Raw genomic sequence first — 26,077 nt, 5'->3', positions numbered from 1 at the left:
TGCGCTCCTTCACGAGGTCTGAGACAGAGTCTGGGCAAGGCCACAACCGCAAGCGAGACGAGCTCGATCGGAAGTCAGGAAAGCAACAGCGGCCCCAGCTCGTGCTGCTGGGGCCGCTGTGTGTGTGGTTTCGCGTCAGAGGTGGCAGACGGAGCAGCCGGCCTCGTCATCGTCGGAGTCGAGAGCGTCGGAGAGAACTTCCAGCAGGGGGCGGTTGGGCTTGATGCGCTTGGCCGCGCGCTCAAGGGCCGCCTGGTGCTTGGCCTCGATCTCGTCCTTGCGCTCTATGAGCTCCGGGAGCGACTCGCCTTGCGACCAGGTGTAGTTGCGGCCCTTCATGGCGGTGTGTCGGTACCGGACCTTGTCCTCGTACTCCACGGCCTTGGCGTACAGGTCGGGGTGGCGTTCCTTGAGGCCGACCCACTCGTGCTTGCGCTGGAAGAAGCAGAAGTAGCATCCCGAGCGAGTGCGCCACTCGTAGTAGCCGGGCAGGCCGATGCCTGCCTCGTCGAGGATGCGCATGACGCCTTCCTTGTCGATGCCTTCCTCTCGGAAGGGAAAGACGGCATCGATGTTCGGCTTGGTGCTGACGTAGCCGATGCGGTTCTCGTCGGCCCGGATGGCGACGTAGGAGATGACCTTGTCGTCGCCGACCCAGTCTTCCAGGGGCTTGATCTTGAGGTTCTTGGTGCACCAGCGCATCTGGGGGCTGGGCAGGGTGCCCTGGTAGACCTCCATCCAGTGGTCGAAGTCGCGGTCGGCGTTCAGTCGCACGATGGACTTGCCGAGGGCGGCCTCAAGCCGGTTGAGGTACTCGTAGGTTTCCGGGAGTTCGGCGCCGGTGTCGCAGAAGAAGTACTCCATCTCCGGGACTCGGTTGCGCATGTAGACGGCGAGCGCTGAGGAGTCCTTTCCGCCGGAGATTCCGAGAACGTGCCGGACCTTCTGGGTGTCGGCTCCGTCGGTCATCCCTGTGCCTTCCTTTCACTCGCCGCTGTCGCGGCATCGGTCACGCGCTGGGCAAGGGCCGCGAGCAGGATCCTCGCTCCGTCCGGTCCGAGAGCCTTTTCGGCCTGCTTCAGGACGTCGGCCGCGAGGCTGTTGGCCTCGGTGCGGGCCTGTTCCGGCACGTAGATCAGGGTGCGTTGTTCCACGCCGGCGCTGTCAGTCAAGGTCAACAACTGCGCGTCGAGTTTCTCTTCCCGCCCTCGGACGTCGTTCCCGGCGTGGTGCAGGTGCCCGACCCGGTCGAGGGCCGCAGCCATCGACCGGGCCTTCTGCGGGAAGACCTTGGCCTCGTGGTCGTCCCAGTCACCGAGGGCCGAGTTGGTCAGGCGCACGACGATGGGCTCGAGCCAGTCGTCGTCCTCAAGGCTGTCGCTGAGGACGAAGTCGACAAAGCCGCGCAGTTCCGGAGTCAGTACCGCGCCGGCGAAGCCGCGAAGCCGGGCAGCGAGTTGTGCGCGCAGCTCCGGCAGTTCGGCCGGCAGGCGGAACTCCTGGGCGAGGACACTGACTACTTCGGCCCGCAGCTTGCTGTCGATGGCCACGAGTTCGTCGGCCGCCGCGGTGAGTCGTTCGACGTAGGTGTTCGCCGCTTCCGTGTCGGCGCGGGTGCGGGCCGGGATCTCGGGCAGACCGAGCGCCTTCGGCAGCGCATGGAAGATCAGATCGTCGGGATCCAGGGCACTGGCGATCGTAGTGCGCACGGTGCGGGCGTCGGCGGAGATGTTCTTGGTGGTGCGGGCGTACTTGTGCAGGTCGGCCACACGCACGATCAGGGCGCTGGCTACGGAGAGGAGGTCGGGGTTGCGCAGGGCCTTGGAGCGCGGTGCCTCGACGCCGAGCGAGACCATCAGCCTCTTGATGATGCTGCCGCGCTGGCCGCCTCCGGCTGGCGTGTACTTCACCGAGAAGCGTGCCGGGCCCTTGACGAGTCGCTCGACCACGTCGATGGTCAGCCGGGGAAGGTAGGTGCCTTCTTCGAACAGGGCGATGTCGTGGCGGCGGATGACCAGGGCGGGGATCAGGAAGACCGGGATCACGCCGGCCTTGAGTCCGAACGGTGGGCTCATCAGGACACGGATGATCTCTTCGACGCTGACCCGCTCGGTGGCACTGGTCAGTACTTCGTTGAGGGCGTTCCAGGCGGGCTGGGCGTGCTCGTGTCCCTCGCCGGGCGGGGAGAAGCCGTACGGGAGCAGGCTCTCTTGCTGGCTCTCGGCCTGGGCTACCCCGTTTTCGCGGTGCAGGCCGAGGTAGGCCAGGACACCGCTGTAGATGGCCCGTTCGGCCTTGTACCCGATGAGGCCGAGGTTCTCCTCGCCCGAGGCGGAGAGCATGGCCGTCAGCAGTACGCCGCGGGCCTGGGCGGCCTGGCTAGTCAGGACGTGGCGGCCGAGCATCTCGTTGCGGATGTGCGGGGTGTGCGGGTACACCGACTCGCAGGCGAGGGACACCAAGCCGCTCAGGCTGCGGGCCGTCAGGCCGGATGCAGCGGGTTCTTCGCCGGGGGCGATTCCGGTGTGCCACAGGCTCCAGGACGCTTCGGAGGACGGTGGGTAGAAGGCGTCCTGCAGGAGTTCCAGCAGCTCGGCCTCGGCCTGCACGAGCCGCTCGATGACTTCCCGCCGGGCGACGTGGTCGATGTCCTGCTCGGTGCTGAGTTCCTTCAGCGCGACGAGGTAGGTGGCCGTGCTGAGTACCACGTCGGGGTTGGGGGTGGTGCCGACGAGTACCGGCAGGGGCGAGTGGACAGTGGGCCGGTCAGCGTCGGTGCCGAGGTGGAAGACGACGAGGCCGTCGGCAGGCTCCTTCAGCTCGTCCGGAGCGGCGACGGACTTGGTCTCCGGGCCGCTGACCGCGGTGTAGAACACACGCATCATGCCGGTGACCTGGCTGTGGCGGCCGGCCACGAATGCCTGCGGGACGAGGCTGCCGAGCCGGTTGATGACCGAGGCATCATCGAAACGGCTGATGATTTCCTTGAGCCGGCCGTCGATGTCGACGTCCGTGCCCTGCCAGACTCGGTATTCACCGCTGAACTCGCGGTGGACCACAAAGCCCCGGCTGACGAGGTCGGCGAGCCGCTCTTCGAGCGCCGTGAAAGCGTCGGGGTCGGCCACGTCGGTGGGGTCGTGGAGCGCGAAGTGAATCATCGGCGCGGTGGCGCTGAGCGCCCCGTCGGAGTCGATCAGGTTGAGGACGCCGATAGTCTTCAGCACGTCCTGGTCGGCATCCGCGAGGCCGTTGGCGTCCCGGATACGCGAGTCGACCTCGATCCACCGGCTCGCGTTGGCGGAGGCGAGCAGGGTGGTGCGCCCGGAGTTGAGGAAGTAATCCCACAGCTGCGGCAGTCGCACCGTGCTGGCGTGCTCCGCCTCCCGGTTGCTGTGCCTTGCCAGCGAGTGGTGGACGGTGTTGGGCTCGCCGCTGTTGAGGAAGCCCGACAGGCTGCGGTCGTGCTGGCCGATCTGAGCGGCAAGGATCGGCGCGGCCAGGGCCGTGATCGGGTGCAGCGGGTAGAGGTCCGCGAAGTGGGCGGGGCCGAGTTCGGCCAGAACACCGAGCCCGTGCTGTGTCCAGATGTCCGCGGACGCCTCGGCCGACGCGGCGATCAGGGCCTGCCCCGCCGAGTTGACAGCCGAGCGGTCGAGGCGGCGGCGCAGCAGGTGCAGGGAGTCGCCGTGGTGGGGGACGAAGGTGATGTCTTCGAAACGCCCCTGGATCTTGGCCCATTCCCGGGTCTTGAGTTCGCTGGACCGTGAGGCGTAGTCCATGAACGACAGGTGCTGCAAGGTCATCAGGTAGACGGGCAGCCCGTTGGGGCCAGCCGCCTTCTCCGCGAGTTCCTGCAGCAGGAACAGGTCGTGCTGGGCGTCAGCGAACTCGTTGTGACCGGCGAGGTGTTCCAGCGTCTTGCCGAACTCGTCGATGACGAGGAGCAGAGGCTGCTGACCGTCTGCGGTCAGAGCCGTGACGGCGCCGAGAATCTCCTTGGCCCCGGCGCGGTCCGGGTCGGCGCACGCCTGCAGGGCGGCGGCGATGGCCCTCGGGACACGCTTACCCCAGCGTCGCGCCGCCGCGGTGTGCAGGGCGCGGGAGAGCGTGGCGACGACGGGTTCGCGGCGCGCGGTGGCCACGCCGCCGAGAAATCCCTCGGGTGCGATGGCGTCGCGTGCGGCGGCAAGGCGTTGGGCGAGCGCGGGGCTGGCCTCTTCGAGGATGCGCTCGGCCTCGCTGCGCCGCTTGGCATCCCGGCCCAGCAGAGCGTCGATGATGTTGGACAGAGTGGACTTGCCGGAGCCGTAGGGGCCGGTGAACGACCACGCGCGGGTACGGCGTTGGTCGGCCAGGGCGCTCGCGATGCGCTCCAGAACATCGACGGCCCGGGCGCCGACGTAGGGGTCGTGCAGGGCGTCCTCGACATCGCGCTCAAGGTTGGTCGAGCGCATCTGGGAGCCGACAAGTTCGATGCCGGCGGGGAACTGCGGGGCGGAGCTCGCCGGGCTGCTCGGGGTCCGCGTGGGGGTTGCGGTGGTCACGCGGTCTCCTCAGCAAAGAGCATCTCGGTGGTGTCGGCCGCCTCGGTGGCGTCCGTGGCCTTCGTGGCGAGTTCCTTCTGCTCGGCCTTGGCGAGCTCGGGAAACTTGGCAGCCCACTCCCCGCGGGTGGGGAAGCCTGGACGGCGGGTGACGAAGTCGTACTGCTCGTCCAGCACTTCCCAGGCCAGCTCGAAAGGGTCGGCCGTGAAGGCGAGGCTGCGCTGTCCCACGGCCTCGGTCAGGTTGAGCTGCGGGTGGTCCGCGGCGATCTTCTGCAGCGCCACGACGATCTCGTTCTCCCGAACACGGAAAGCGCGCCCAGGGGAGCCCGGCTCGTTGGCGAGGCGGGCCACGGAGATCGAGTTGGCCTGGCGGGAGAACTTGGCAGCGTAGTCCAGGCAGGCGTAGGCCAGGACCCGGGCGGGCAGCGAGGTGCGGTGCCCGCTGGTGAACTGCCACTCGGGCTTGCCGCGCGTCCCGACGAAGGTGAGCAGGTCAAGGTCACGGAAGGGGCAGGCGAGCAGGTCCTCGTAGCTGCCCGGCGAGCCGGCCTTCTCCGGGGCGCTGCGCGCATACATCTTGGTGATGCAGTCGATGTCCCGGACGATCGACGCCTCTTCCGGGCTCTTGTCGTAGGAGAAGTTCACATGCCGGGTGACCACCTGCGTCATGTCCGCGGTCGTAAACCGGGAGAACGGCGCCAGGTGGAAGGCCGTATACCAGGCCGGCGCGTGGCTCTTGGCCCCGGGGCGGGAAGAGACCAGCCACCAGTGCAGCAGCCACAGACTGCCATTCTCCTCCAGATACGGGTCCGCTCCGTCCTCGTCGAGGAGCCAGCGGGCCTCCCAGGTGGGATAGGAGAACTTGGCCTGTGTGCGCTGCGCGGGCGAGTGCTCGCGGGTCAGCTTGAACGCACGCGACCAGTAGCGCATGGCGTTGACCATGTTCTTGCCCACGCCGAACAACACCGGCGCGTCGTCCGCGAGAAACGCACCCTGGTCGCGTTTGACCTGCATGTACGCCTTGTGCAGCCAGCCGAAGCGGGGCGCGAACGTTTCGTGTCGCGCGAAGGCAAAATGGGCGGCTTCCCCAAGCCGGCTGTCTGACATTCGGGACCTCTCTGTGTCCAATGCGATTGCTCTAACGAAGTGGTAAACGGGATAACGGTCAGCTAGGACCGTGGGCTTCGGCCAGCGCGGCACGAACCTGCGTCGCGGCGCGTTTGACGGCATGTGCGGCGTTCTCGATCTCGGCATTCGTGGTGGCGTAGCCCAGCGAGAAGCGGATCGTGCTGTCGGCGTCGTCCCGGGATAGGCCCATCGCCAGGAGCACGTGGCTCGGCGTCGGAGCACCGGAGGCGCACGCGCTGCCCTCCGAGGCAGCGACCTCGGGCATGGCCGCCAGGACCGCATCCGCCGGCAGGCCCGGGAAGGTGATGCTCGTCACGCCCGGCAGGCGCTGATCGCGTCGGCCGTTAATACGGCAGCCCGGCAGGGCACCGGTCACGAGGCTTTCGAGGCGGTCGCGCAGGGCCGCGATCCGCTCGGCCTCCTCACCGACACCGCGGCGCGCGGCGTCGGCCGCTGCTCCCATGCCGATAATCCCTGCCACGTTCAACGTGCCTGCCCGCCAGCCCCGCTCCTGTCCGCCGCCCACGAGGAGTGGTCGGTGCGGGAGTGGAGACCCGCGCCGTACATACAGGGCGCCGGCTCCCTGCGGGCCGCCAAACTTGTGGGCCGACAGCGACAAGAGGTCGACGTCGAGTTCAGCAACGTCCATGGGGAGGCGGCCGATGATCTGCGTGGCGTCCGTATGTACGAGTGCACCGGCTTCATGGGCCGCCTTGGCCGCGACGCGGAGATCAGTGAGGACCCCGGTCTCGTTGTTCGCCGCCATCAGGGAGACCACACCCCCACGGCGTGCCGGGAAAACCTGATCCAGGGCGCCGAGATCCACCAGGCCGTCGGCGCCGACCGGGAGCAGCACAAGATCCTCGGGACTCTCGGCGGTGACCGCGCGGGCTGTCTCTAGGACAGCCGGGTGCTCAACAGGGCTGGTGACCAGGGGATTTCCGGCGGTGAACGCGGCGCGGAGGGCCAGGTTGTTCGCCTCGGTCGCCCCGGATGTGAAGATGATCTCGCCGGGCGAGCAGCCAAGGAGGTCGGCTAGCTGCCGACGGGCGACATCGACCCGATGAGCCGCCTGCCGCCCCGGTTGATGCATGCTTGAGGCGTTTCCAACCGACTTCATGGCCTCAAGGACGGCTGCAAGAGCCTCAGGCCGGATCGGAGCGGTGGCATTGTAATCAAGGTAGGACATATCCGGCCCATTTAGCCCGTTCATCATCAGCCACCCCGCCTCGCTCGTGTCGCACACCAATGTACTGCTGGTGGAAACCATCCCCTGCATCCGGGGTTCCACCAGGAGCACGCCGTGATCCTAGCCGCGAGCCGAGATCCACTCCTCGAATCACTCGAACGCGTGGTGTCGTGCACCGCTTACCGAACGACTGTTCTATTCAGGGTGCTTTGCGCGCAAGTCGTGCAAGATCCTCATCCTGGCCCGACGAGTCGCCTAGCGGGGGGCAAATGCCCTTCCTGGCTGGGCTTTTCGTCTGATGGTGCACCTGTTGTCAGTGGCCCCGTTTAGGGTGGTCCGCACGCTGCAGCGTTGTAACGACGCACGTTGGGGCGGTGCTTGGCGTGCTCGAACTGGGGGTGGAAGTTGATGACGACAGCTGTTCCGGCCACGGACGCGCGCGGGCTGGAGCCTGCGGGGCAGGTGAGGCAGTGACGACGTGGTCACCGGGGATGTCTTTCAAGGCGCTCCTCGCGGATGCGCCGATGGCGTACATCCGGGGGCATGTCGGCGAGCGGCTGTGCGCTCTGCTCGATCTGATCGAGGGAGGTGCAGCGGGAGACGACCGTCTTCGGGCCGTTGCCCCGATCGCCATCGACGCCGAGCGTCTGGTCGCCGACGAGGCTGAGCGCTCCGCTCTGATCGCCCTGGTTCCGGGGCCCAAGCGGGCGGAGCTGGCGCAGCGCCTGGGCTCCGTGGGCGACGAGCAGCCGCCGCTGGACTACTTGCAGAGCCTGAAGTGGACGGCGGACGAGCGGCGCGAACTGCTGGAATTTTTCGGCTTCACGATCGACCGGGTACCGTCCCTTCCTCCGGCGTTCAAGCAGGAGTCGGCTCCCGAGTACGGCTTGTTCCCGCATCAGCGTCACGCGGCGGCCCGGGTCAAGGAACTGCTGTATGACGGGCCGCGGCGGACGGTGCTGCATCTTCCGACAGGCGTGGGCAAGACACGCACGGGCATGAGCCTGATCTGCGATCACCTGCGGCAGCACGAGCCCACCGTGGTGGTGTGGCTGGCCCACGGGCAGGAGCTGCTGGAGCAGGCCGCCGCCGAGTTCGAGCGCGCCTGGACGAAGGTCGGCGACCGCCCGCTCCCCGTGCTGCGGGTATGGGGCAACACTCCCGCAGACCTTGCGGAGATGACCGACGGGCTGGTCGTTCTCGGGCTGGAAAAGGCCGTCTCGGCAGCCAAGTCGGACCCGCAGTTTCTGGCCACCCTCGCGGCACGCAGCACGCTGACGGTTTTCGACGAGGCTCACCAGATCATCGCCCCCACCTTCCAGAGGGTCGTCGACGAACTGACGATCCGTCACGATGCGAGCCTGCTCGGGCTGACCGCCACTCCGGGACGCACGTGGGCGGACATCTCCAAGGACGAGGAACTTTCCGATTACTTCTCCCGGCAGAAGGTCATGCTGGAGATCGAGGGCTACACCAACCCGGTGACGGCCCTGATCGAGCAGGGCTACCTGGCCAAGCCGCTGATGCGGACGGTGGCCTCCGAGGCGGGCATGCAACTGTCTGCCCAGGACCAGCAGCTCCTTGCGCGGTCGTTCGACATCCCGGCCAGCATGATGGCCGAGCTCGCGGGCGACGAGCAGTGGAACCTCAAGATCGTCCAGACGATCACGGAGCTGCTTCAGCAGCAGCACCGGCGCATCCTGGTGTTCGCCGCTTCCGTGGACCACTGCAGGCTCATCGCGGCCGTGCTGTCCGCTGCCGGCTTCGATGCCGAGTTCGTGACGGGCGAGTCCTCCCCTCGGCATCGCAGCCAGGTCATCTCGCGGTTCAAGGGGTCCGGCCGGCGCCCCATGGTGCTGTGCAACTTCGGCGTCCTGACGACAGGCTTCGACGCACCGGCGGCCAGCGCGGCAGTGATCGCCCGTCCGACCAAGTCCCTCGTGCTGTACAGCCAGATGGTCGGCCGCGTCATCCGCGGCCCGAAGGCCGGCGGCACTGACACCTGCGAAATCATCACCGTCGTGAACCCGGAGCTTCCCGGGTTCGGCGACGTGGCAGAAGCATTCACCAACTGGGAAGACGTATGGGAGACAGCGTGACCAACGACGGCAGCAACTACCGGATCGTCAGTCCTAAGCTGACCGTCAAGGCCATGCGGGACAGCGGCTACAAGAACACCGCCTACGCCCTCGCCGAACTGATCGACAACAGCATCGACGCCAAGGCCACCCTCGTGGAGGTTTTCGCCTGCGAGAACCCCGTGCAGGTCGGCTCCCGAACCAGCCACCGCGTGGAGACCATCGCGGTCCTCGACAACGGCCACGGCATGGAAGTACCGCAACTGCGGCGTGCCCTGAAGTACGGCGACGGGGATGGGGCAGACCCGGATCGCATCGGCCGCTTCGGCATGGGCCTGCCCAACTCCAGCATGTCCCAGTGCACCCGGCTCGACGTCTGGTCCTGGACCAACGGCGCGGGAAACGCCATGCACACCTACCTCAGCCTCGAAGAGATCGAGAAGGGAGAGATCGACGACGTCCCCGAGCCTGAACACTCCCCGCTGCCGGACTACTGGCGCGACCTGAGCGAGGGCCTCGGGGACACCGGCACGCTCGTCGTCTGGACCAACCTGGACAAGGTCAACTGGTACGGGGCCGCAGCCACGCTGAAGAACACCGCCGACCTGATCGGCCGGGTCTACCGACACTACCTCCAGGCCGGACGTGTCGACATCCGGATGGCCCCCGTCCGGGAGGGCAAGGTCGTTGACGGCGAGTACCACGCCGTACCCAACGACCCTCTGTACCTGATGGCGCCGACCTCCACCGACAAGCCGTTCTCGGACAAGCCGATGTTCATGCCTTTCTCCATGGGCAGTGAATCCGAGCCCGGCGTGACGCAGTTCCCCGTAATCCATGAAGGCAAGAAGCACAACATCACCGTCCGGGCCTCCATCGCCCGCCCGGAGGCCCGCCGCGCCGACGTCGAAGGCCACCCGTGGCCGGATGGAATCAGCCGTACGACGGACTCCGGCATCCTTCCGTGGGGCAAGCACGCCAGGCGCAACGTCGGCATCTCGCTCGTACGGCAGCGCAGGGAGCTGGATCTCGACGCGTCCTGGGCAATCGGATACGACCCGACGGAGCGGTGGTGGGGCATCGAGGTGGAATTCCCGCCGGACCTCGACCCCATCTTCGGCGTGACGAACAACAAGCAGAGCGCCACGGTCTTCTCGTCCCTGGCCCACTTCGACTGGAAGGCCCACGCGGAGGCTGGCGAATCCTTCAAGGGGTTCAAGGAGCGCCTTTCCGACCTCGGCGACCCGCGCCTTCCCCTCATCGACCTCGTGCTCTACCTGGAAGAGAAGCTCCTGCCGGCCATCCGGCGCCAGCTGAAGCAGCAGACGATCGGGACCCGCAAGAGCAAGAAGCGGCACGACGAGGACGCCGCCTCCAGGGCCACGGATGCCGTCAAGCGCCGCAGCGAGGAGGGCTACACCGGCAAGACCGACGAGCTGGAAGAGGGCACGACCACCGAGGCCAAGCGGCAGGAACAGGTCGCGGCCCTCACCCAGCGGCATCACCTCGACGAGGACACCGCCCAGTCCATGGTCGATGAGGCCCTGGAGAAGGATCTGCGTGCGCGGTGGATCTCTAGCTTCCAGGACACCTCCGCCTTCTTCAGCATCGACCTCATGGCCGGCATGCTGCAGGTGATCTTCAACGAGAAACACCCGCTGCACGCCCAGCTCATCGCAGTCCTCGAAGACATCCCCGAGGACGCCGACGCGAACGACCTGCGCAACCGACTCAACCGTGCCGCGGAGACCTTCAAGCTGCTGCTCTTCTCCTGGGCCAGGATGGAGGACGAGACCTACCCCGACAACCTCCGCGAGCGGATCGCGGACGCGCGCCGCGAATGGGGCCGGTACGCCCGCGACTTCGTGGACGGAAAGGCCGGCAGCGCGTGACCGAGCCCGGCCACATCTGGCGGCAGATCGAAGAACTGATGGCGGGCGCCCACGGGCAGGTGACCCTCGTGGCGCCCTTCATCAAGCGAGAGGTTCTGGCGGCCACCTTGTCCGCCCTCCCAGCCACCGCTGAGGACATCGAGTGCATCACACGCTGGGTCCCTGAGGAGGTGGCGGCAGGGGTGTCCGATCCCGAGATCATCGAGCTCGCCGAGGAGGACAAGCGGCTGCGCATCACACTGTGCCCGAGCTTGCACGCCAAGCTCTACCTCACCGGCGAGCGCTGCCTGATCGGGTCCGCCAACCTGACAGGGAAAGCCACCGGGCGCGTCCCCAACGCCAACATCGAGATCCTGGTGGAGGCGCCCGCGGCCCATCCGGAAGTCGTCCGGGTGCTCACCGAGATCGAGGCCCGCGCGGTCGAAGCGACGCCCCACATGGCCGACCTGGTGAGAAGGCAGGCCGACCTACTGAAGGAACACCGTCCGACCGCCTCCGACCAGCCCCGAGAGGAAGCCCTGCAGGGCTGGTACCCGGTGACACGGCGCCCGGAGGCTATCTACCCGTACTACTGCGGGAGAGCACAGTTCGGGCGGTCTGTCGAAACGGCCATCCTCCGGGACCTCGCGCTTCTCGGCATGCCCGCAGGCTTGTCCGAGACGGAGTTCTCGGACGTGATCGAAGGCCGCCTGCGGGAAATCCCTGCTCTTCAGGCGCTCGTGGCTGGAGACCGCCTGAGCAACGTGGAGTTGCAGCATGCGCTGCAGGAGCAGACAGGCATGACGGACGAACAGGCCAGAAGGACCACCGAGACCATCGCGGCGTGGCTTCGGTACTTCGGCCGCTTCTACACCGACGTCGGGACATGGGAAATCCGCCACGGACAGGAGTTGTCCTAACCCCCCGTGGCGATCGCGCCGGCCTTGAACCGAGGCCGGCCTCCCGCCCGGGCAACGTGCTTGCGGGGCGGCGCCGTCCACGGCCTCCGGCCTGATGCACTGGGGTGCCTGCCGGCACGCCTAGGATCTCTGCGGACAGCCTGGTGAGGAGCGCCCATCTGGCGGTCACTCGGCAGGAACGTCGGTGTGGGGAAGGTATGCATGTCTCAAGCGCGGGTCCCGTACCTGCTCGGGCACGCCGAGATCGCCTCCCTCTTCAGCGTCGAGCGCCAGACGTCACAGAAATGGCGTACGGAAGGCACGCTCCCAGCGCCCGACCTGCTCGCGTCCGGCAACCCGTACTGGCTGCTGGCGACGGTGCTTCACATCCACGGTGACGGCGACCGTCAGGTCGATCAGCAACAACTGACGGATTACAGGGCCAGCATCCCTCACGGCTATGACGTGCAGGACAAGGAGCAACTGCCCGTCATCCTCGGCATCCAGGAAGCAGGCCGCGTCCTCGGTCGGGACGCACAGGCAGTCTCCCGTTGGCGTAACCGGCGGAGGATCGCCGAGGCCGACCTAGTCCTCTCCGGTTCCCCGCTCTGGCTCCTGGAGACCATCCTGGCCGACGCACCACAACGGCAGCGGACCATCGACCAGGCCGAGGTCGCCAAGCTCCGTGCAGGGCAGCGCGGCTCCCAGAAACCTCGCGGGCGCAGAACCAGACCCCCTGCCGTATCCCCGCCGCAGAAGCCTCTGCCCGGCGCACAGACATTCACTGCTGCCGACCAGGCCGCCGCAGCCGAGTTCCTCACATCGGTCCTGGCCGGCGGCTACTCCGTCACCATCACGCCTCAGCGCTAGTTCACCTCTCCGGGCACAACCTCCGGCGTGCAAGCGCCCCACGCCAGCACACCCTGTTCGCCGACAGCTGTGAGAGGAACACTTGATTTGCGCAGATCACATCCATACTATCTCTCACATGTCGATCTTGCAGCAGACCCCGGGAGCCCATCACGCCGAGCCAACCGACCCCACTCCGCGAGCCAGTTCCAGCGGGCTCAACCGGCACCCCATGAAGGTCATCTCCTACGGCGGTGGCGTCCAGAGCACGGCCCTGCTCGTACTGGCCGCTCGCAAAGAGATCGACTTCCGCACCTTCCTCTTCGCCAACGTCGGCGACGACAGCGAGCATCCTGCGACGCTGGCCTACGTTCGCGAGATCGCCATCCCGTACGCCGCCCGCGCCGGGATTGAGGTAAATGAGCTCAAGCGCCGCCGTCGGGACGGAACCACCGAAACGCTGATGCAGCGGCTGAACCGGCCAGACACGCGGTCGATCCCCATCCCGGTCCGCATGGCCAACGGCGCTCCGGGCCGACGCAACTGCACGGCGGACTTCAAGATCAAGGTGATTGGACGGTGGCTTCGAGAGCACGGAGCCACCGCAGAGCATCCGGCTGCGGTGGGTATCGGTATATCCCTCGACGAGATCCACCGCGCCAATCGGCGTCGGCGAGAGCCTCACGAGATCATCGAGTATCCGCTTCTCGATCTCGGACTCCGCAGGACCGACTGTGAGCGCCTCATCACGGAGGCGGGCCTGCCAGTGCCGCCGAAAAGCTCCTGCTTCTTCTGCCCCTTCCGCACTGTCGACGCTTGGCGGCACCAGCGCAGGCACGAACCCGAGCTGTTCGCCCTCTCGGTGGAGCTGGAAGAGACGATCAACGAACGCCGGGCTGCACTCGGACGCGATGCCGTTTACCTCACGCGGTACGGCCGCCCGCTTGCGCAGGCAATCCCTGAAGAGGGCTTGGCGAGCTGTGACGCCGACGACGGGGACGGTTCGTGCGACTCCGGCTGGTGCATGACCTGAGTCAAGGCATACGGCCGGGGACGGAAGCTGATCCTTCCGTCCCCGGCCTTCCCTTCGCACCAACGAACGAACCGCCGGTCGGGTCGGATCCCTGGGTCAGAGCTCCGGCGGCTCGCCCGGCTCAAGGTGGAGGACCGTCAGGTATTCGCTGTAGGGCATCTCTTCATCCACCCACCGACTGCCGTCAGCTCCATCTGGGATCAACCTGCCGTCGAAGAGGTACTTGTCCTCATCGAGAAGCACAACACCCCCCTCGTCCAGGGCCGCAGCGAGCAGAACCTGTGTGCCCAGCATGACGGCCGTGGTCGCTTCCCTGGCAGCACAGATTTCCTCGTGACCAGTTGCGTGGATCTTCGCATCCACATCGTCGATCGGCGCCGGAACTCCTGCGAGCCCGTTCACCGTCTGACGGTGCAAAGCCATAGCTGCGGCGACACCGGAGGCGACGGATACAGCGGTGTCGCTGGGCTGATTCCGCACGTGAGCTGTGAGGTGCTCAGCGACCGCGCGTGAGTGCATTGGCCAGACGTGGGTGCGGTGAGACAACTGGCGCTCCGCCCTCTCGATGGCGGCAACGGGCTGCGAGCAGTCCGGGTACAGCACTCTGACGAATCCTTCGAGCGCCGCCCGAACGTAGCCGAGCCGCACGAGGTGGAGCTGCCACTCCTCCATCATCTCCGACCAGACGACGTCGAAGTCGCTGCCTGCCGCGCACATGCCCCCGTCGTCGTACGACATATCGAGGGTAACCGTACGCAGCCCCTGGGCAAGGCGGAGCCACCTGTAAGCGTTCTCCCAACTGGCTTGCTCGGCTGCCCCACCGCCCGAGGCATGCTCCACCCAGTCGGTGAGTTCACGGACGTGATCCTCCGGCGCAGCAAGCGCGAGTGTGGGCGCGGTGCGGTACGAGGGCAGGCAGGCGCCCTCCGTGTGAGTGGTGGTCATGGAGGGAGCGTCTCATGTCCCACTGACAACGGTGACCGAGCTGAACGCCTCTGTGGCCGATGTGACGGCTTCAGGTGTAGTCGGGACGCCGCACCAACCGTTGTCCCCTCAAAGCCCTACCGCATCTGGCCAGTTCGCGTTCCCAGCCCTCCTCCGTTCCGATTAGGTGGGGACTCTCGTACAGGCCGGCACGGACCTCGGCTTCTGTCAGACGCCGGTACTTCTGTGCGTCCGGGTCGTCTTCGGCCAGAAACTCGTGCTTGCGATGCAGAAGTGGTCGGTTGACTGAGTCTGCGTAGGAAGTGAAGGAGGATTTAAGGGTCCTCAAGTCGACGGCGTAGGAAGCGGCCAGTCGGGGGTGCGGGTCCGTGTCGAACTCCGGGTAGTCGAGCCAGCTGACGCCTCGGCCTTGGTGGCGGAGTTTCACGACCGACCACTCGCCAGGCCGGCCGGCGGCGATGCTGGCGCACTGCTCGTACAGGCGCAGCACGGTCGGGATGCGGTGGAGAGCGCGCCGGTGGACGTACAGAGCAGTGGCAGTGAACTTTCCGGCGATCGCCCCATTCATGGCCCGGCGGACGTAGGCGTCATCGCGCAGCTTGAACAGCAGGCGGTCTGCCCGCTTGCATGCCTCCATGTACGACGGAAAGAAGGCGCGGATGTCGAGCTGGACGGGAAGTGGCAGACTGCTTGCCGGGCCTCGGCCATGGAATAGCTCGACGGCGAGGAAGAGCAGCGTGTCGAGAGCAGCCCGTTCTGCACCCCGTTCTACCTTCACAGGGTCCGCCTCCTGCTCGGCAAGGCGCTTCAGCTCGGCGGGACGGAGGTGGCCGAGGAGGCTAATGATCGGCTGCGGCATTTCCTCCAGCTGCGGCATCCGGCCGCGTTGTTCCAAGTGTGCGACGACCGCACTGATCGCCGACGCGGTGTCCTCGGACGCCAACCACTCGTCATCAGGCGCGATCTGTCGGGCGAGGTAGCTGAGGCGTGCCGAGTCGCCCTTGAAGGCGTACACGATGCCGGGCGCCGCTGACAAGCACCGCACGCCCGTGGCTTCCTCGACATAGTCCCGGAGCTCTCCGGCAGCGTAAAGGTGCTGAAATGTCCGGCGCTGGGTGAGGATGCCGTCACCGTACTCGATCCCCTTGATCTGGTTGCGCTCCCAGCGCAACCGCGCAGACACCACCAGCACGGAGCTAGCCAGCTCCCAGGCTCGCAGGATCGTCCGACGCCTGTCCGCGGGGTCCTCGATGACGTTAAGCACATACGTGAGAAGTACGACGTCAGCCGGCCGACGCTGCCCCTCCGGGAAATGCACCGGGTCCCAGCCCGTGACGTCAAGGCCAAGGTGCTGAAGTGCGCGCACATCGCCACCGCGCCCGCACCCGTAGTCCAGGACTGCCATCCCAGGCCGCAACTGGAGATCGCCGAGGGCACGGCGAGCGGGAAGCGAGAGTCTGGCTCGACCGATGGCCGTGTGATGTCGCTGACTTCCCCAGAGCTGTTGTGCCATCGATATCCCTCGATACAACGGACCTGCCGGCTACGACTTCACCGCACTCTACGCGGGCACGTCCTCCTAGCCCCAGAGAGGCAGCAAATGGGCAGTTACGGAAAGTTGGTAAGGGACCGTATCCCTGAAATCATCGCAGCCGATGGGCGCGAGCCGATCACATACGTTGCCTCACCCGGCGAATACCACAGAAGGCTCCGGGAAAAGCTGACCGAAGAAGTCGCCGAATTTCTCTCCGCGGACGATGCTGTTGCCTTAGGCGAGCTTGCCGACGTCTTGGAAGTCGTCCATGCCCTCGCTATGAGCCTCGGCATCGACTCGGTAGCGCTAGAAGAACTGCGCCAGGCAAAGAAGCGGGAGAGAGGCGGTTTCACACGTCGAATCGTCTGGACGGGAAACCGGTGATCCGCAGATCGGACTCACCAACGGGCGACCGAACTGGCAGATGGAGAGATAAGCATCAATGATGCCCGTTCGACGGTGGACCAAAATGTCAAGCTCAGCTCCGAGCCGCGCTCCACAGGGTGATCCCTCGCGCCCCCCGATGTCAGTGCGGCGGGATACCGTCCTCATCACGCTGAGGCGAGGGGAGAACCATGGCGAGGAACGCCCGGGCCGAGCAGCTGCGCGAGTACGGCCGGTCCGTGCTGGAGGGAGCCCGGTCGGAGCAAGTCCTGCGCATGGCACGGCAAGTGAACGCCGTGTCGTACACGAGCGCGCGGGAGTACGCGGGCCGCTCGCTCTTCGAGTTGCTGCAGAACGGCTACGACGCGCATCCAAGGGACCGCCGTGACGGACGGGTCCACGTCCTGCTGGACGAGGCGGAGGGCGATTGGGGAACGTTGTACGTCGCCAACGGCGGCACACCCTTCACCTGGCGGAACGTCGAACGGATCTGCGAGATCGCGCAGAGCTCGAAGGAGGTCGGCGAGGGCATCGGCAACAAGGGCGTCGGGTTTCGCAGCATCCTGTTGATCAGCGACGCGCCCGAAATCTACAGCGCGGACCCCGACAGCCCGCTCGGCCCGGAACTGGACGGGTATTGCTTCCGCTTCGCGCAGAGGGCCGACGTGGAGGAGTTCCTCGCCGGTGAGGACAACGCCCACGAAGTGGCCGCCACGTATCCGCCGCTCCAGGCACCCCTGCCGCTGGTCGATGTGCCCGCAACATGCCGGCAGTTCGCCGCCCAGGGGTATGTGACCGTCGTCCGGCTGCCCCTGCTGAGCGAGGCCGCCCGGGCCGAGGTCCGGCTGCGGATGCGCGAGCTCGCGGGGGCGAAGGTACCCGTAATGCTGTTCCTCGACCGGCTCGCCGGCCTGACGCTGGAACGGCGGGCCACCGGTGGCGAGGCGGACGATCCGGACGGCGACCACGAGGCGCACGAGCGGCACGAGCTTTCCCGCTCCGAGGAGCCCTTCGCGGTGGCGCAGGACGGCGCTGGGCACGAATTTCCAGTCTCCTTTGCGACCGTGCGCCTGGGCCCGTCCGACACCTTTCTCGTGGCCCGGGGCACCGTCGAGAAGGAACGGCTGAACAGCACGCTCGCCGAGGCCGTCGGTGCCAGGCTGCTCGACGACACGTGGCAGGAGTGGAAGCGGTCCGCTGTCGTTGAGGTCGCGCTCCCGCTGCCCGCCCCACGGCGACCGCGACGCGGGCAGATCTACACCTTCCTGCCGATGGACGGGGACCAGACCGCGCCGTTCCCGGGGCACATGAACGCCCCGTTCTTCACCGACTTCGACCGCACCGGGCTCCCCTTCGACAACCCCCTCAACGTGCTACTGCTCGACGCGGTCGCCGAAACCTGTCTGGCGACCGCCGCGGTACTGCGTAACGTGCCCGATCCGTCCATGCGGCAGCTAGCCGTGGACCTGGTGAGCTGGGAAAGCGAGAAGGGCTCGCCGGGGCGGCTCCGCGCGGCGGCCCTGCGCGTGCACGCGAGCGAACTCGCCGACGTGCCGCTCGTGCCCGTCCTCGCCTCGGACGGCGCCCCGCCCGAGGCGGCTTGGGCTCCGCCCCGGGACGCGGCCCTGTGGCCGGACCTCGACCTGACCGTCCTCACGGCACACCACGCGCACAAGACCGGGATCGTGGTGGCGGACCCCGAGACCGGCGGCGACCGGCTGAAACGGCTGGCCAGCCTGTGCAAGGCCCTCGGGTGCCCTTGGGAGCCGGGCCCGGAGATCCTCGCCGAGCACGTGGAACGGATCGCCCAGGGCCTTCCCCTTCCTGGGCCCGGTGAATCCCCCGAGCAGTGGAGCGCGCTGTACGAGGACCTGGCCGCCCTCTTCGCGGACAACGGGCACGTCCTGCACGGCAGGCAGTTGCTGCTCGCGGAGGACCGCACACTGCAGCACACCAACCGTCCCCCCGGCAAGACAGGTACGGGCACGAGCACACGGGCACGGGGCAAGCCGGGCGGTCAGGGTGCCCGTCGCGAGGCGTTCTTCCAGCCGGTGCAAACGGAGACGAACCAGACCGAGGCCCCCTCCGTTCCCGCCCCGCTCCGCAAGCGGTTGTTCTACCTGCACCCGGGGCTGGTCTGGAAGGACCGCGGCGAGCACACGCGCGGGCGCAGTGCCCGTGCCTTCCTCGAGGAGGAAGGGCTCGTCCGGCCGTACGACACAAAGGGCTTGCTGGACCACGTACGGCAGGCACTCGGCGCGAGCACCGATCTCCGGCTGCGGCTCCAGACCCTGCGGTTCGTCTTCCGGCTGTGGCAGCCACGGCGTTCGCTGGGCGGGATGGAGATCTCCTCGCTCGGACTGTACGTACCGTCGGCGGACGGCCGGCTGATCAAGGCGAGCGACGCCGTCTTCGGCCGGGGCTGGGGCCGCGCGTCCGCCGGTGATGACCTGGCAGCGGTGGTCGCCGCCGGGCAGGACGTGTCGAAGAGCCTCAAGGCGATCGCCGGGCGCCTCCTCGCCGCGCCCGAGGAGTTCGCCAAGCGGAGCGAGACCGAGGAGTGGCGGGCGTTCCTGCTGGAGGCCGGGGTCGCCGATGGGCTGGTCCCGGTCAGGTCCCCCGACGCCTTGAGCCGGGTAGAGCAAGGCCAGAAGCTCAACGCTCGGCGGCTGGTCCGCATGGCGAAGGTGTCTGCCGAGGTACAGGAACAATGGGAGCCGTACGTCCACTGGCCCGGTGTCTACTACCCCCGGACGCCGTACCGGGGAACCCCCGCCTGGCGGCTCCCCGGCCAGGACGTCGTCGGGCGCCTGGGGCAGGAGGCCCGGCTGGCGTACGCACGGCTTGTCCTGCATGGCCTGGCCAGCTGGGAGGACGCGAAGTTCGCCAGCCTCTGGACCAGTGCCGGCAGCCAGAGTCCCCCGGACAGGGAACGGGTCCTGACCCCGCTCGGCGCCTTCGTCAGGGAGCAGCCGTGGCTCCCGGTGCGGGGCCGCGACCGGGCCGTCCGATTCGTCCGGCCGGCCGATGCCTGGCACTGCCCGCCCGGACTGGAGGAGGAGCCCTCGTACGCGCCGACCGTCGACCATCGGCTGCGCCGCCTTCTGGAACGCGGGAAGGCGGGCGACCGCCTACGGGAAATGCGGCTGCCGACCTGGGACGACCCCCGGGACAGCGCCCGCCTCATCGCCGCGCTGGGACGCCTTGCGGCGGAGGGCACGCTGGGGGCCGAGGACCGGCCCGCCGCGCAGCGCGCCAACGAACGCGCCTGGAGGCACCTCGTACGACGTCCTCGTCCCGCACTGCCCAAGGACGCCAATCTGCTGGCTGAGTCCGGGGACCGGCTGATCAGCGTACCGCTGTCCGCCCTGGACGGCGGGGAGAGTGATGACGACGGTGATGCCCGGACCGTGCTTTACGTCAGCGGTGAACGTGACAGTCTGACGGCCCTGCTGGTACGGGAGATGGCGCGCCCCCTGCTCATCCTTCCCGGTGTCGCACCGGAGGCCGCCGCACTGCTGGCGGCCGGACACCCCGCTGGCGTCCGGCGCACCGACGACCTGAAGTTCACGGTGACCGTGGACGGCGCACAGGTGGATGCCGCGGCCATGGGAGAGCCACTGGTCCAGCGGTTGCCCTGGCTCACGCTGGCCGTGGGCGTTCTCTGCGACCATCTGGCGCGTGGCCCCCGGGCGAGCGAGGCCGAGCTGAGCGAGCTGACGTCCCTGGTCCGGGGCGTACGTCTGCACCGCTACCGCTCCTGGGACATCGAGCTCGACGGCCGGCCCGTGACGTTGCCGGGCCGCCTCGGCGGAGTGCTGCCGCTGCCCGATCCGAAGCATCCGCTGGTCCTCGCTCCGGCAGGCGAGCCTGGCTGGCCGGAGACCGCCCGCCTCGTGGTGGCCGTCGCCGAGCTGCTGGGACGGCGGGAGTTCGGCGACCGACTGCGCCTCGCCGCCCACCAGCTCGCCTCCTGCCACGCCGACCTGCTCGACCCGGGCCACGAGGATCTCGCCGACGCCCTGGAAGTCACGGTCCGCCAGGTCGAGGAGACGAGCCGCCGGATCGACGGCGCCATCGGCGCGGTCCTGGAACGCTGCCGGCCCTTCCTCGTCCACCTGCTCGGCACGGAGACGGCGAACTCGCTGATCCTGCCGCCGCCCGGTGACACCCGGGAGTTCCAGGCCCACCTCGAGAAGTACGCCGCCGAGCTCCCGATCCCCGTATCCGAATTCATCGCCAGAGCCCGCGCGGCCCGCGGTACGGACGAACTGCGGCGCGACCTGGGCATCGGATTCGCCGAGCTGAACGACACCCTGCGCGCGATGAGCCCGCCCTTGGACCCGGTCAGCCACGCCGCCGAGCATGAAGAGGCGCTCCGCACCTACCTGGACCTGCGGAAGAAGGACCTCGTCGACCGGCTGCGCTGGGCGGCGCTGGAGGACTTCGACGCGCGCCGTCCGATGCCTGACTGGCCCTCGGTCAGGGCCCTGGACTGGATCACCGCGCCGGAGGCATGGGAGTACACCGTGGACACGGCCGCCACGGCGCTCCTGGAGGAGCACGTGGAGGAGCAGCTGGCGCTGCGCCTGAGCCGCCCGGTGCCGTTGCCCCGGTCGGGTGAACGCCTGCCCGCCCCCGACCAGGTACGCGGCGCGAACCTCCGTACGATCACCGGCCTGGCCGCCGAACTCGCGGTCCTGGTCAGGGCAGCCGGACACCCGTTGCCGACGGCCCTGGCCGGAGGCGAGCCAGCTGGGGAGGTCACCACGCGGCTTGAGGCTGCGGGCGCGCTGGACTTCCGACCTCTGTCCCCCGCCGACGTCGTCGGCTGGCTGGCGGCCCTTGGCCAGTGGCCCGACGGGATGGCGGTGGCGACGGATCCCGAACGGCACGGGCTGTCCGAGGCCGACCTGGACCGGGTGCGCAACGCAGCGGAACACGAGCGCCGCGAACGGGAGCGCAAACGGCGGTCAATCTCCGTCGGCGGCCGCGACTTCGACGTGCACTCAGGCGACTTCACCGCTCTCACCCGCGAACTCGACCGGGTCCTGCAGAGCGGCTCGGCGCCAGGCATCACCGCCGCCGGACCGCTCCGCTTCACGGACCCCCGCCCCCAAGCAGGGCGCACCCAGGCCACTGGTCGCACCCGCGGGTGGCGGTACGGGGGCGGCACGGACAGCGGGCTGACCACAGCCCAGCGGGAGGCCATCGGGTACGTGGGCGAGTGGTACGCGTACCAGTGGCTGTGCGTTCGCTACCCGGACAGCATGGACGAAACTTGCTGGGTGTCGGGCAACCGCCGCAAAGCCTTCCCAGGCCCGTCCGGCGACGACGGGCTCGGCTTCGACTTCCAGGTCGGCTCCGGCAGCCGGCCCTACCTGTACGAGGTGAAGGCGACCGGGGGCGAAGGCGGCCGCTTCGAGCTGGGAGAAAGCGAGGTCCGCGCGGCCCGCCAGCACGCGGGCAACGACCGCTGGCGCCTCCTGGTGGTCACCCACGCCCTCACCCCGCACAAGATGGCCATCCAGATGCTCCCCAACCCCTACGGAAAGCGAGGCCGAGGCCGCTACCGCGAGGAGGGCGGGGCACTGCGCTTCTCGTACCTGCTGTGACCTTGACCTTCAACTCCAGCGCGAGATGAGTCGGGGTTGAAGGTCAAGTTCAACGAGCCCGTGCACGGTTGACGGAGAGTGCTTCCTGCCCGCGGGACCACGAGCGGGAAACAACGGAAAGGCCATTCATGCAGGTCAACGACCTGCGACGCCCAGGCATCGCAGGTCATGGCGTTGGCTGGCCTCTTCCGGGACATCTGATCAGCACGACTCAGTAGGTCCACGCTCAGCGTCGCCTGTCCTCGGCGCCCCATCGATGCTCGCCACCTTGACAGGGTCTGACCTGCCCGAAAAGGCGCCTGACGCCCCATCAGAACGAGCGTCAAATGAGCGTCACGAGCGTCATTTCAGCGTCAAGATATCGCCCGTAACGCCCACACCGCACATAATGCGCACGCACAAAACCGCAGGTCAGGAGCCCTTCGCAGCCGGTTCAAGGATGGCGACGCACTCCACATGGTGCGTCATCGGAAACAAGTCGAACACCCGCAGCATCCGCACCCGATACCCCCCATCCCGGAAGTACCCCAGGTCCCGGGCCAGCGCGGCCGGATCGCACGCCACGTAGGCGATCCTCCGTGCCCCCAGTGACGCGAGGTGTTCCACCGTCTTCTTGCCCGCCCCCGCGCGCGGCGGGTCCAGGACGATGAGGTCGACCTCGTCGATGCCCGTCCGGGGCAGGACCGCCTCGACCTTGCCCTGCTCGATCCGCACTCGGTCGAAGGCCGCCAGGTTGTGCCGGGCGTCCTCGACCGCGCGTTTGCCGGACTCGATGCCGAGGACCGCGCCCTGGTCGCCGACCCGGTCGGCGAGGGCGCCGGCGAAGAGGCCCACGCCGCAGTACAGGTCGAGGGCCATGTCGCCCTTGCGCGGGAGGAGACCCTGCATGACCGCGGTCACCAGGGTGTCGGCCGCCTTCGGGTGGACCTGCCAGAAGCCGCCGCTGCCCACGCGGTAGGTGCGGCCGTCGGCGCGTTCGCGGACGAAGGGGCGGCCGTGGACGCGGTGCACGCCGCCGTCCTTCTCGCCGACCCGCATCACCGAGACCGGGCGGTCCAGTTCCACGATGGGGAGCCTCGCGCCGGGGCGCGGGGTGAGGATGACCTGGCGGTCCTGGGAGCCGGTCGCCGCGATCGCCTCGATCGACGCCATGCCGGGCCACTCCCGGGCCTCGATGCCCAGCTCGCTGACACCCTCCGCGGCGATCATGCAGTGGTCGATCGGCTCGACCTCGTGCGAGCGGTGCCTGCGCAGGCCCGCACGGCCCTCCGCGTCCACCGCGTACTGCACGCGCGTGCGCCACGACGGGACCTGCCCGGCCGGCAGCTTGTCACCCTCGGCGGGCATCACCGTGCCGTCCCAGCCGGCCTCCTCCGGAGTGAGGCCCGCCAGCCGCTTCAGCTGCTCGGCGACGACCTCGCCCTTCAGGCGGCGCTGGGCGCCCGGCTTGGCGTGCTGCCAGTCGCAGCCCCCGCAGCGGCCGGGACCGGCGAAGGGGCAGGGGGCCTCGACGCGATCCTTGGAGGCGTCCAGGATCTCGACGGCGTCGGCACGCAGGAAGCGGGCGCCCTCCTCGCCCTCCGTCACCCGGGCCACGACGCGCTCGCCGGGCAGCGTGTGCCGGACGAACAGCACCTGTCCCTCGGACGTACGGGCGATGCAGTGGCCGCCGTGCGCGACGGGGCCGATCTCGACCTCGTACTCCTCGCCGACGAGCGAGACCGCTCCGGACTCCGCCTGCGATTTCTTCGGTTCTGCCTGCATGGCGGGATGGCTCCAGAGAACGGGGGTGTGGGGACGGCGGGAAGGGACCGCAGCCGTCCACTCTACTTCGACGGCGAGGAGTCCTTCGCCCGGTCGTGGTGGAGCGGACCGCGCCGGACCGCGCCGGGCGCGTTCCAGTCCTGCCGCTTGCGGGCCCGCTTCTTCGCTGCCTCCGACGACTGGAGCTGGTACGGGACGGACGTGACCATGACGCCGGGCGTGAACAGGAGCCGGCCCTTGAGGCGCAGGGCGCTCTGGTTGTGCAGCAGGTGCTCGTACCAGTGGCCGACCACGTACTCGGGAATGATGACCGAGACCGCGTCGCGCGGGGACTCCTTGCGCAGGCTCTTGACGTACTCGATGACCGGCCGCGTGATCTCGCGGTAGGGCGAATCCAGCACCTTCAGCGGTACGGCGATGCCGCGGCGTTCCCACTCGTCGCGCAGGGCCTTGGTCTCGGCCGGGTCGACGTTGACGCTCAGGGCCTCCAGGGAGTCGGAGCGCATCAGCTTGGCGTAGGCGAGCGCGCGCAGGGTGGGGCGGTGGATCTTGGAGATGAGCACCACCGAGTGGACCCGGGACGGGCGCACCATGTCGTCGGTCTGCGCCTCGTCCGGGTCCTCGGGGGCGGCGATCTCGTCGGAGACACGGTCGTAGTGCTTGCGGATCGCCGTCATCGTGGCGAAGAAGATGCACATCCCGAGCAGGGCGACCCAGGCGCCGTGGGTGAACTTCGTGGCCAGTACGACGACCAGGACGAGTCCGGTGAAGAAGGCGCCGAAGGCGTTGATGGCCCGGGAGCGGATCATGCGGCGGCGCGCGGCCTGGTCCTTCTCCGTGGCCAGGTGGCGGTTCCAGTGCCGGACCATGCCGATCTGGCTGAGCGTGAAGGAGACGAAGACGCCGACGATGTAGAGCTGGATCAGGCGCGTGGAGTCGGCGCCGTAGACGAAGACGAGGAGTATGGCGGCGCCGGCCAGCAGGACGATGCCGTTGGAGAACGCCAGGCGGTCACCGCGCGTGTGCAGCTGGCGCGGCAGGTAGCGGTCCTGGGCGAGGATCGAGCCGAGCAGCGGGAAGCCGTTGTAGGCGGTGTTCGCGGCGAGGAAGAGGACCAGCGCGGTGGCCGCGGCCAGCACGATGAACAGGAAGCTGCCCTCGCCGAAGACGGCCTCCGCGACCTGCGAGATCACCGGGTGCTGGACGTAGTCCGCGCCGACCGCGACACCGTTGTGGATGAGGTCGGTGGCCGGGTTCTCCGACATGCGCACGTCCGTCGCGGACGCGAGTGCGATGATGCCGCAGAACATGGTGACGGCGAGCAGCCCCATCATCGCGAGGGTGTTCCCCGCGTTCTTCGACTTGGGCTTGCGGAAGGCCGGGACGCCGTTGGAGATCGCCTCGACACCGGTGAGCGCGGCACAGCCGGAGGAGAAGGCGCGCAGGAGGAGGAAGACCAGGGCGAATCCGGCGAGCCCGCCGTGTTCCGGCTTGATCTCGTAGTCCGCCGTCGGCGCGCGCATGGTGTCGCCGAGCACCAGGGCCCGGAACGCGCCCCACGCGATCATGATGAAGACGCCGCCGACGAAGACGTACGTCGGGATCGCGAACAGCTTGCCCGACTCCTTGACGCCGCGCAGGTTCATCAGGGTCAGCAGCAGGATCACGGCGACCGCGCAGAGGACCTTGTGCTCGACCACGAAGGGGACCGCGGAGCCCAGGTTCTCGATGCCGGAGGAGATCGAGACGGCGACGGTCAGGACGTAGTCGACCAGCAGGGCGCTGGCGACGGTCAGGCCCGCCTTGGGTCCCAGGTTGGTGTTGGCCACCTCGTAGTCGCCGCCGCCGCTGGGGTAGGCGTGCACGTTCTGCCGGTAGGAGGCGACGACCGTGAACATCAGGACGACGACCGCGACCGCGATCCAGGGGCTGAAGTGGTACGCCGACACGCCCGCGATGGACAGGACGAGCAGCACCTCGCCGGGCGCGTACGCCACCGAGGAGAGCGGGTCGGATGCGAAGACGGGGAGGGCGATCCGCTTCGGCAGGAGCGTTTCGCCCAGCCGGTCGCTGCGCAGTGCACGCCCGATCAGGATCCGCTTGGGCACGTCGGTCAGTTTGGACACAACAGAGGATCGTAAGCGTTCGAACGGGCGCGCGCCCACCCGCCACCCCCGATCCACCCGCCGTCTGCTCTACGGGTGAATTCGACGGGTGGTCGGGCTGCGGATTCCGCAGGTCC

At 68.2% G+C, this 26,077-nt stretch carries 15 protein-coding genes; 7 read left to right on the top strand and 8 right to left on the bottom strand.

Annotation, left to right across the window (positions count from 1 at the left end; all coding sequences use genetic code 11):
* Nucleotides 1–135: 135 nt before the first annotated feature.
* From OIE75_RS28000 to OIE75_RS27985, 4 genes are read right to left on the bottom strand one after another with little or no spacing between them, the layout of a single operon-like run.
* Nucleotides 136–969 carry a phosphoadenosine phosphosulfate reductase family protein gene (locus OIE75_RS28000; RefSeq protein ID WP_076684136.1) on the bottom strand — a complete coding sequence of 278 codons (834 nt, stop codon included), beginning with the start codon at nucleotides 967–969 and terminating at the stop codon, nucleotides 136–138.
* Complete coding sequence (locus tag OIE75_RS27995; RefSeq protein ID WP_329472457.1) at nucleotides 966–4,544, bottom strand: ATP-binding protein; 3,579 nt, start codon at nucleotides 4,542–4,544, stop codon at nucleotides 966–968. Before OIE75_RS27995 ends, OIE75_RS28000 begins: the two co-directional genes overlap by 4 nt.
* A complete protein-coding gene (locus tag OIE75_RS27990; RefSeq protein WP_076684138.1) occupies nucleotides 4,541–5,653 on the bottom strand; it encodes a DUF4007 family protein in 1,113 nt (370 codons plus the stop codon). Before OIE75_RS27990 ends, OIE75_RS27995 begins: the two co-directional genes overlap by 4 nt.
* Before the next feature lie 58 nt (nucleotides 5,654–5,711).
* Nucleotides 5,712–6,974, bottom strand: a complete 1,263-nt coding sequence (locus tag OIE75_RS27985; protein ID WP_329472456.1) for a cysteine desulfurase family protein — start codon at nucleotides 6,972–6,974, stop codon at nucleotides 5,712–5,714.
* Between the two features lie 263 nt (nucleotides 6,975–7,237).
* Here OIE75_RS27985 and OIE75_RS27980 point away from each other — a divergent pair, with 263 nt between their 5' ends.
* The 5 genes from OIE75_RS27980 to OIE75_RS27960 all read left to right on the top strand — a co-directional run bounded on the left by OIE75_RS27980 (nucleotide 7,238) and on the right by OIE75_RS27960 (nucleotide 13,593).
* Complete coding sequence (locus OIE75_RS27980) at nucleotides 7,238–8,962, top strand: DEAD/DEAH box helicase (RefSeq protein ID WP_329472455.1); 1,725 nt, start codon at nucleotides 7,238–7,240, stop codon at nucleotides 8,960–8,962.
* Complete coding sequence (locus OIE75_RS27975; protein ID WP_329472454.1) at nucleotides 8,947–10,833, top strand: ATP-binding protein; 1,887 nt, start codon at nucleotides 8,947–8,949, stop codon at nucleotides 10,831–10,833. Before OIE75_RS27980 ends, OIE75_RS27975 begins: the two co-directional genes overlap by 16 nt.
* Nucleotides 10,830–11,732: a phospholipase D family protein gene (locus tag OIE75_RS27970; RefSeq protein WP_329472453.1), complete on the top strand. Its 903-nt coding sequence runs from the start codon at nucleotides 10,830–10,832 to the stop codon at nucleotides 11,730–11,732. Before OIE75_RS27975 ends, OIE75_RS27970 begins: the two co-directional genes overlap by 4 nt.
* Nucleotides 11,733–11,933: 201 nt before the next feature.
* Nucleotides 11,934–12,581, top strand: coding sequence for a hypothetical protein (locus OIE75_RS27965; RefSeq protein ID WP_329472452.1), 648 nt, complete (start codon nucleotides 11,934–11,936; stop codon nucleotides 12,579–12,581).
* 211 nt (nucleotides 12,582–12,792) lie between these two features.
* Nucleotides 12,793–13,593 (top strand): phosphoadenosine phosphosulfate reductase, encoded by an 801-nt coding sequence (locus OIE75_RS27960; RefSeq protein WP_443078454.1) that lies wholly within the window; start codon nucleotides 12,793–12,795, stop codon nucleotides 13,591–13,593.
* Between the two features lie 96 nt (nucleotides 13,594–13,689).
* Here OIE75_RS27960 and OIE75_RS27955 read toward each other — a convergent pair whose 3' ends face one another.
* Entirely contained in the window at nucleotides 13,690–14,538 is an 849-nt protein-coding gene (locus tag OIE75_RS27955; RefSeq protein ID WP_329472450.1) for a hypothetical protein, read from the bottom strand.
* A gap of 70 nt (nucleotides 14,539–14,608) precedes the next feature.
* Nucleotides 14,609–16,051 carry a DNA phosphorothioation-associated putative methyltransferase gene (locus tag OIE75_RS27950; RefSeq protein ID WP_329472449.1) on the bottom strand — a complete coding sequence of 481 codons (1,443 nt, stop codon included), beginning with the start codon at nucleotides 16,049–16,051 and terminating at the stop codon, nucleotides 14,609–14,611.
* An 87-nt stretch (nucleotides 16,052–16,138) separates the two neighbouring features.
* On the opposite strand from OIE75_RS27950, the gene OIE75_RS27945 reads away from it, so the two are divergent.
* Entirely contained in the window at nucleotides 16,139–16,456 is a 318-nt protein-coding gene (locus tag OIE75_RS27945; protein WP_329472448.1) for a nucleoside triphosphate pyrophosphohydrolase, read from the top strand.
* 191 nt (nucleotides 16,457–16,647) lie between these two features.
* Complete coding sequence (locus tag OIE75_RS27940) at nucleotides 16,648–22,071, top strand: sacsin N-terminal ATP-binding-like domain-containing protein (RefSeq protein ID WP_329472447.1); 5,424 nt, start codon at nucleotides 16,648–16,650, stop codon at nucleotides 22,069–22,071.
* A gap of 411 nt (nucleotides 22,072–22,482) precedes the next feature.
* Here OIE75_RS27940 and OIE75_RS27935 read toward each other — a convergent pair whose 3' ends face one another.
* Both OIE75_RS27935 and OIE75_RS27930 read right to left on the bottom strand, forming a co-directional pair.
* Nucleotides 22,483–23,835 (bottom strand): class I SAM-dependent RNA methyltransferase, encoded by a 1,353-nt coding sequence (locus tag OIE75_RS27935; protein WP_329472446.1) that lies wholly within the window; start codon nucleotides 23,833–23,835, stop codon nucleotides 22,483–22,485.
* A gap of 62 nt (nucleotides 23,836–23,897) precedes the next feature.
* Entirely contained in the window at nucleotides 23,898–25,961 is a 2,064-nt protein-coding gene (locus OIE75_RS27930) for an APC family permease (protein WP_307015518.1), read from the bottom strand.
* Between the last annotated feature and the right edge of the window lie 116 nt (nucleotides 25,962–26,077).

It is taken from the genome of Streptomyces sp. NBC_01723 (genome assembly GCF_036246005.1).
In the GTDB taxonomy this organism is placed as follows: domain Bacteria; phylum Actinomycetota; class Actinomycetes; order Streptomycetales; family Streptomycetaceae; genus Streptomyces.
The sequence above is the reverse complement of the archived record's forward strand: the minus strand, read 5'-3'. Positions and strand labels throughout refer to the sequence as shown.

Excerpts from the sequence above, each read along its gene's own strand:
- OIE75_RS28000 (WP_076684136.1), bottom strand. The coding sequence starts at position 969 with ATGACCGACGGAGCCGACACCCAGAAGGTCCGGCACGTTCTCGGAATC.
- OIE75_RS27935 (WP_329472446.1), bottom strand. The coding sequence starts at position 23,835 with ATGCAGGCAGAACCGAAGAAATCGCAGGCGGAGTCCGGAGCGGTCTCG.
- OIE75_RS27955 (WP_329472450.1), bottom strand. The coding sequence starts at position 14,538 with ATGACCACCACTCACACGGAGGGCGCCTGCCTGCCCTCGTACCGCACC.
- OIE75_RS27940 (WP_329472447.1), top strand. The coding sequence starts at position 16,648 with ATGGCGAGGAACGCCCGGGCCGAGCAGCTGCGCGAGTACGGCCGGTCC.
- OIE75_RS27965 (WP_329472452.1), top strand. The coding sequence starts at position 11,934 with ATGTCTCAAGCGCGGGTCCCGTACCTGCTCGGGCACGCCGAGATCGCC.
- OIE75_RS27960 (WP_443078454.1), top strand. The coding sequence starts at position 12,793 with ATGAAGGTCATCTCCTACGGCGGTGGCGTCCAGAGCACGGCCCTGCTC.
- OIE75_RS27945 (WP_329472448.1), top strand. The coding sequence starts at position 16,139 with ATGGGCAGTTACGGAAAGTTGGTAAGGGACCGTATCCCTGAAATCATC.
- OIE75_RS27990 (WP_076684138.1), bottom strand. The coding sequence starts at position 5,653 with ATGTCAGACAGCCGGCTTGGGGAAGCCGCCCATTTTGCCTTCGCGCGA.
- OIE75_RS27950 (WP_329472449.1), bottom strand. The coding sequence starts at position 16,051 with ATGGCACAACAGCTCTGGGGAAGTCAGCGACATCACACGGCCATCGGT.
- OIE75_RS27975 (WP_329472454.1), top strand. The coding sequence starts at position 8,947 with ATGGGAGACAGCGTGACCAACGACGGCAGCAACTACCGGATCGTCAGT.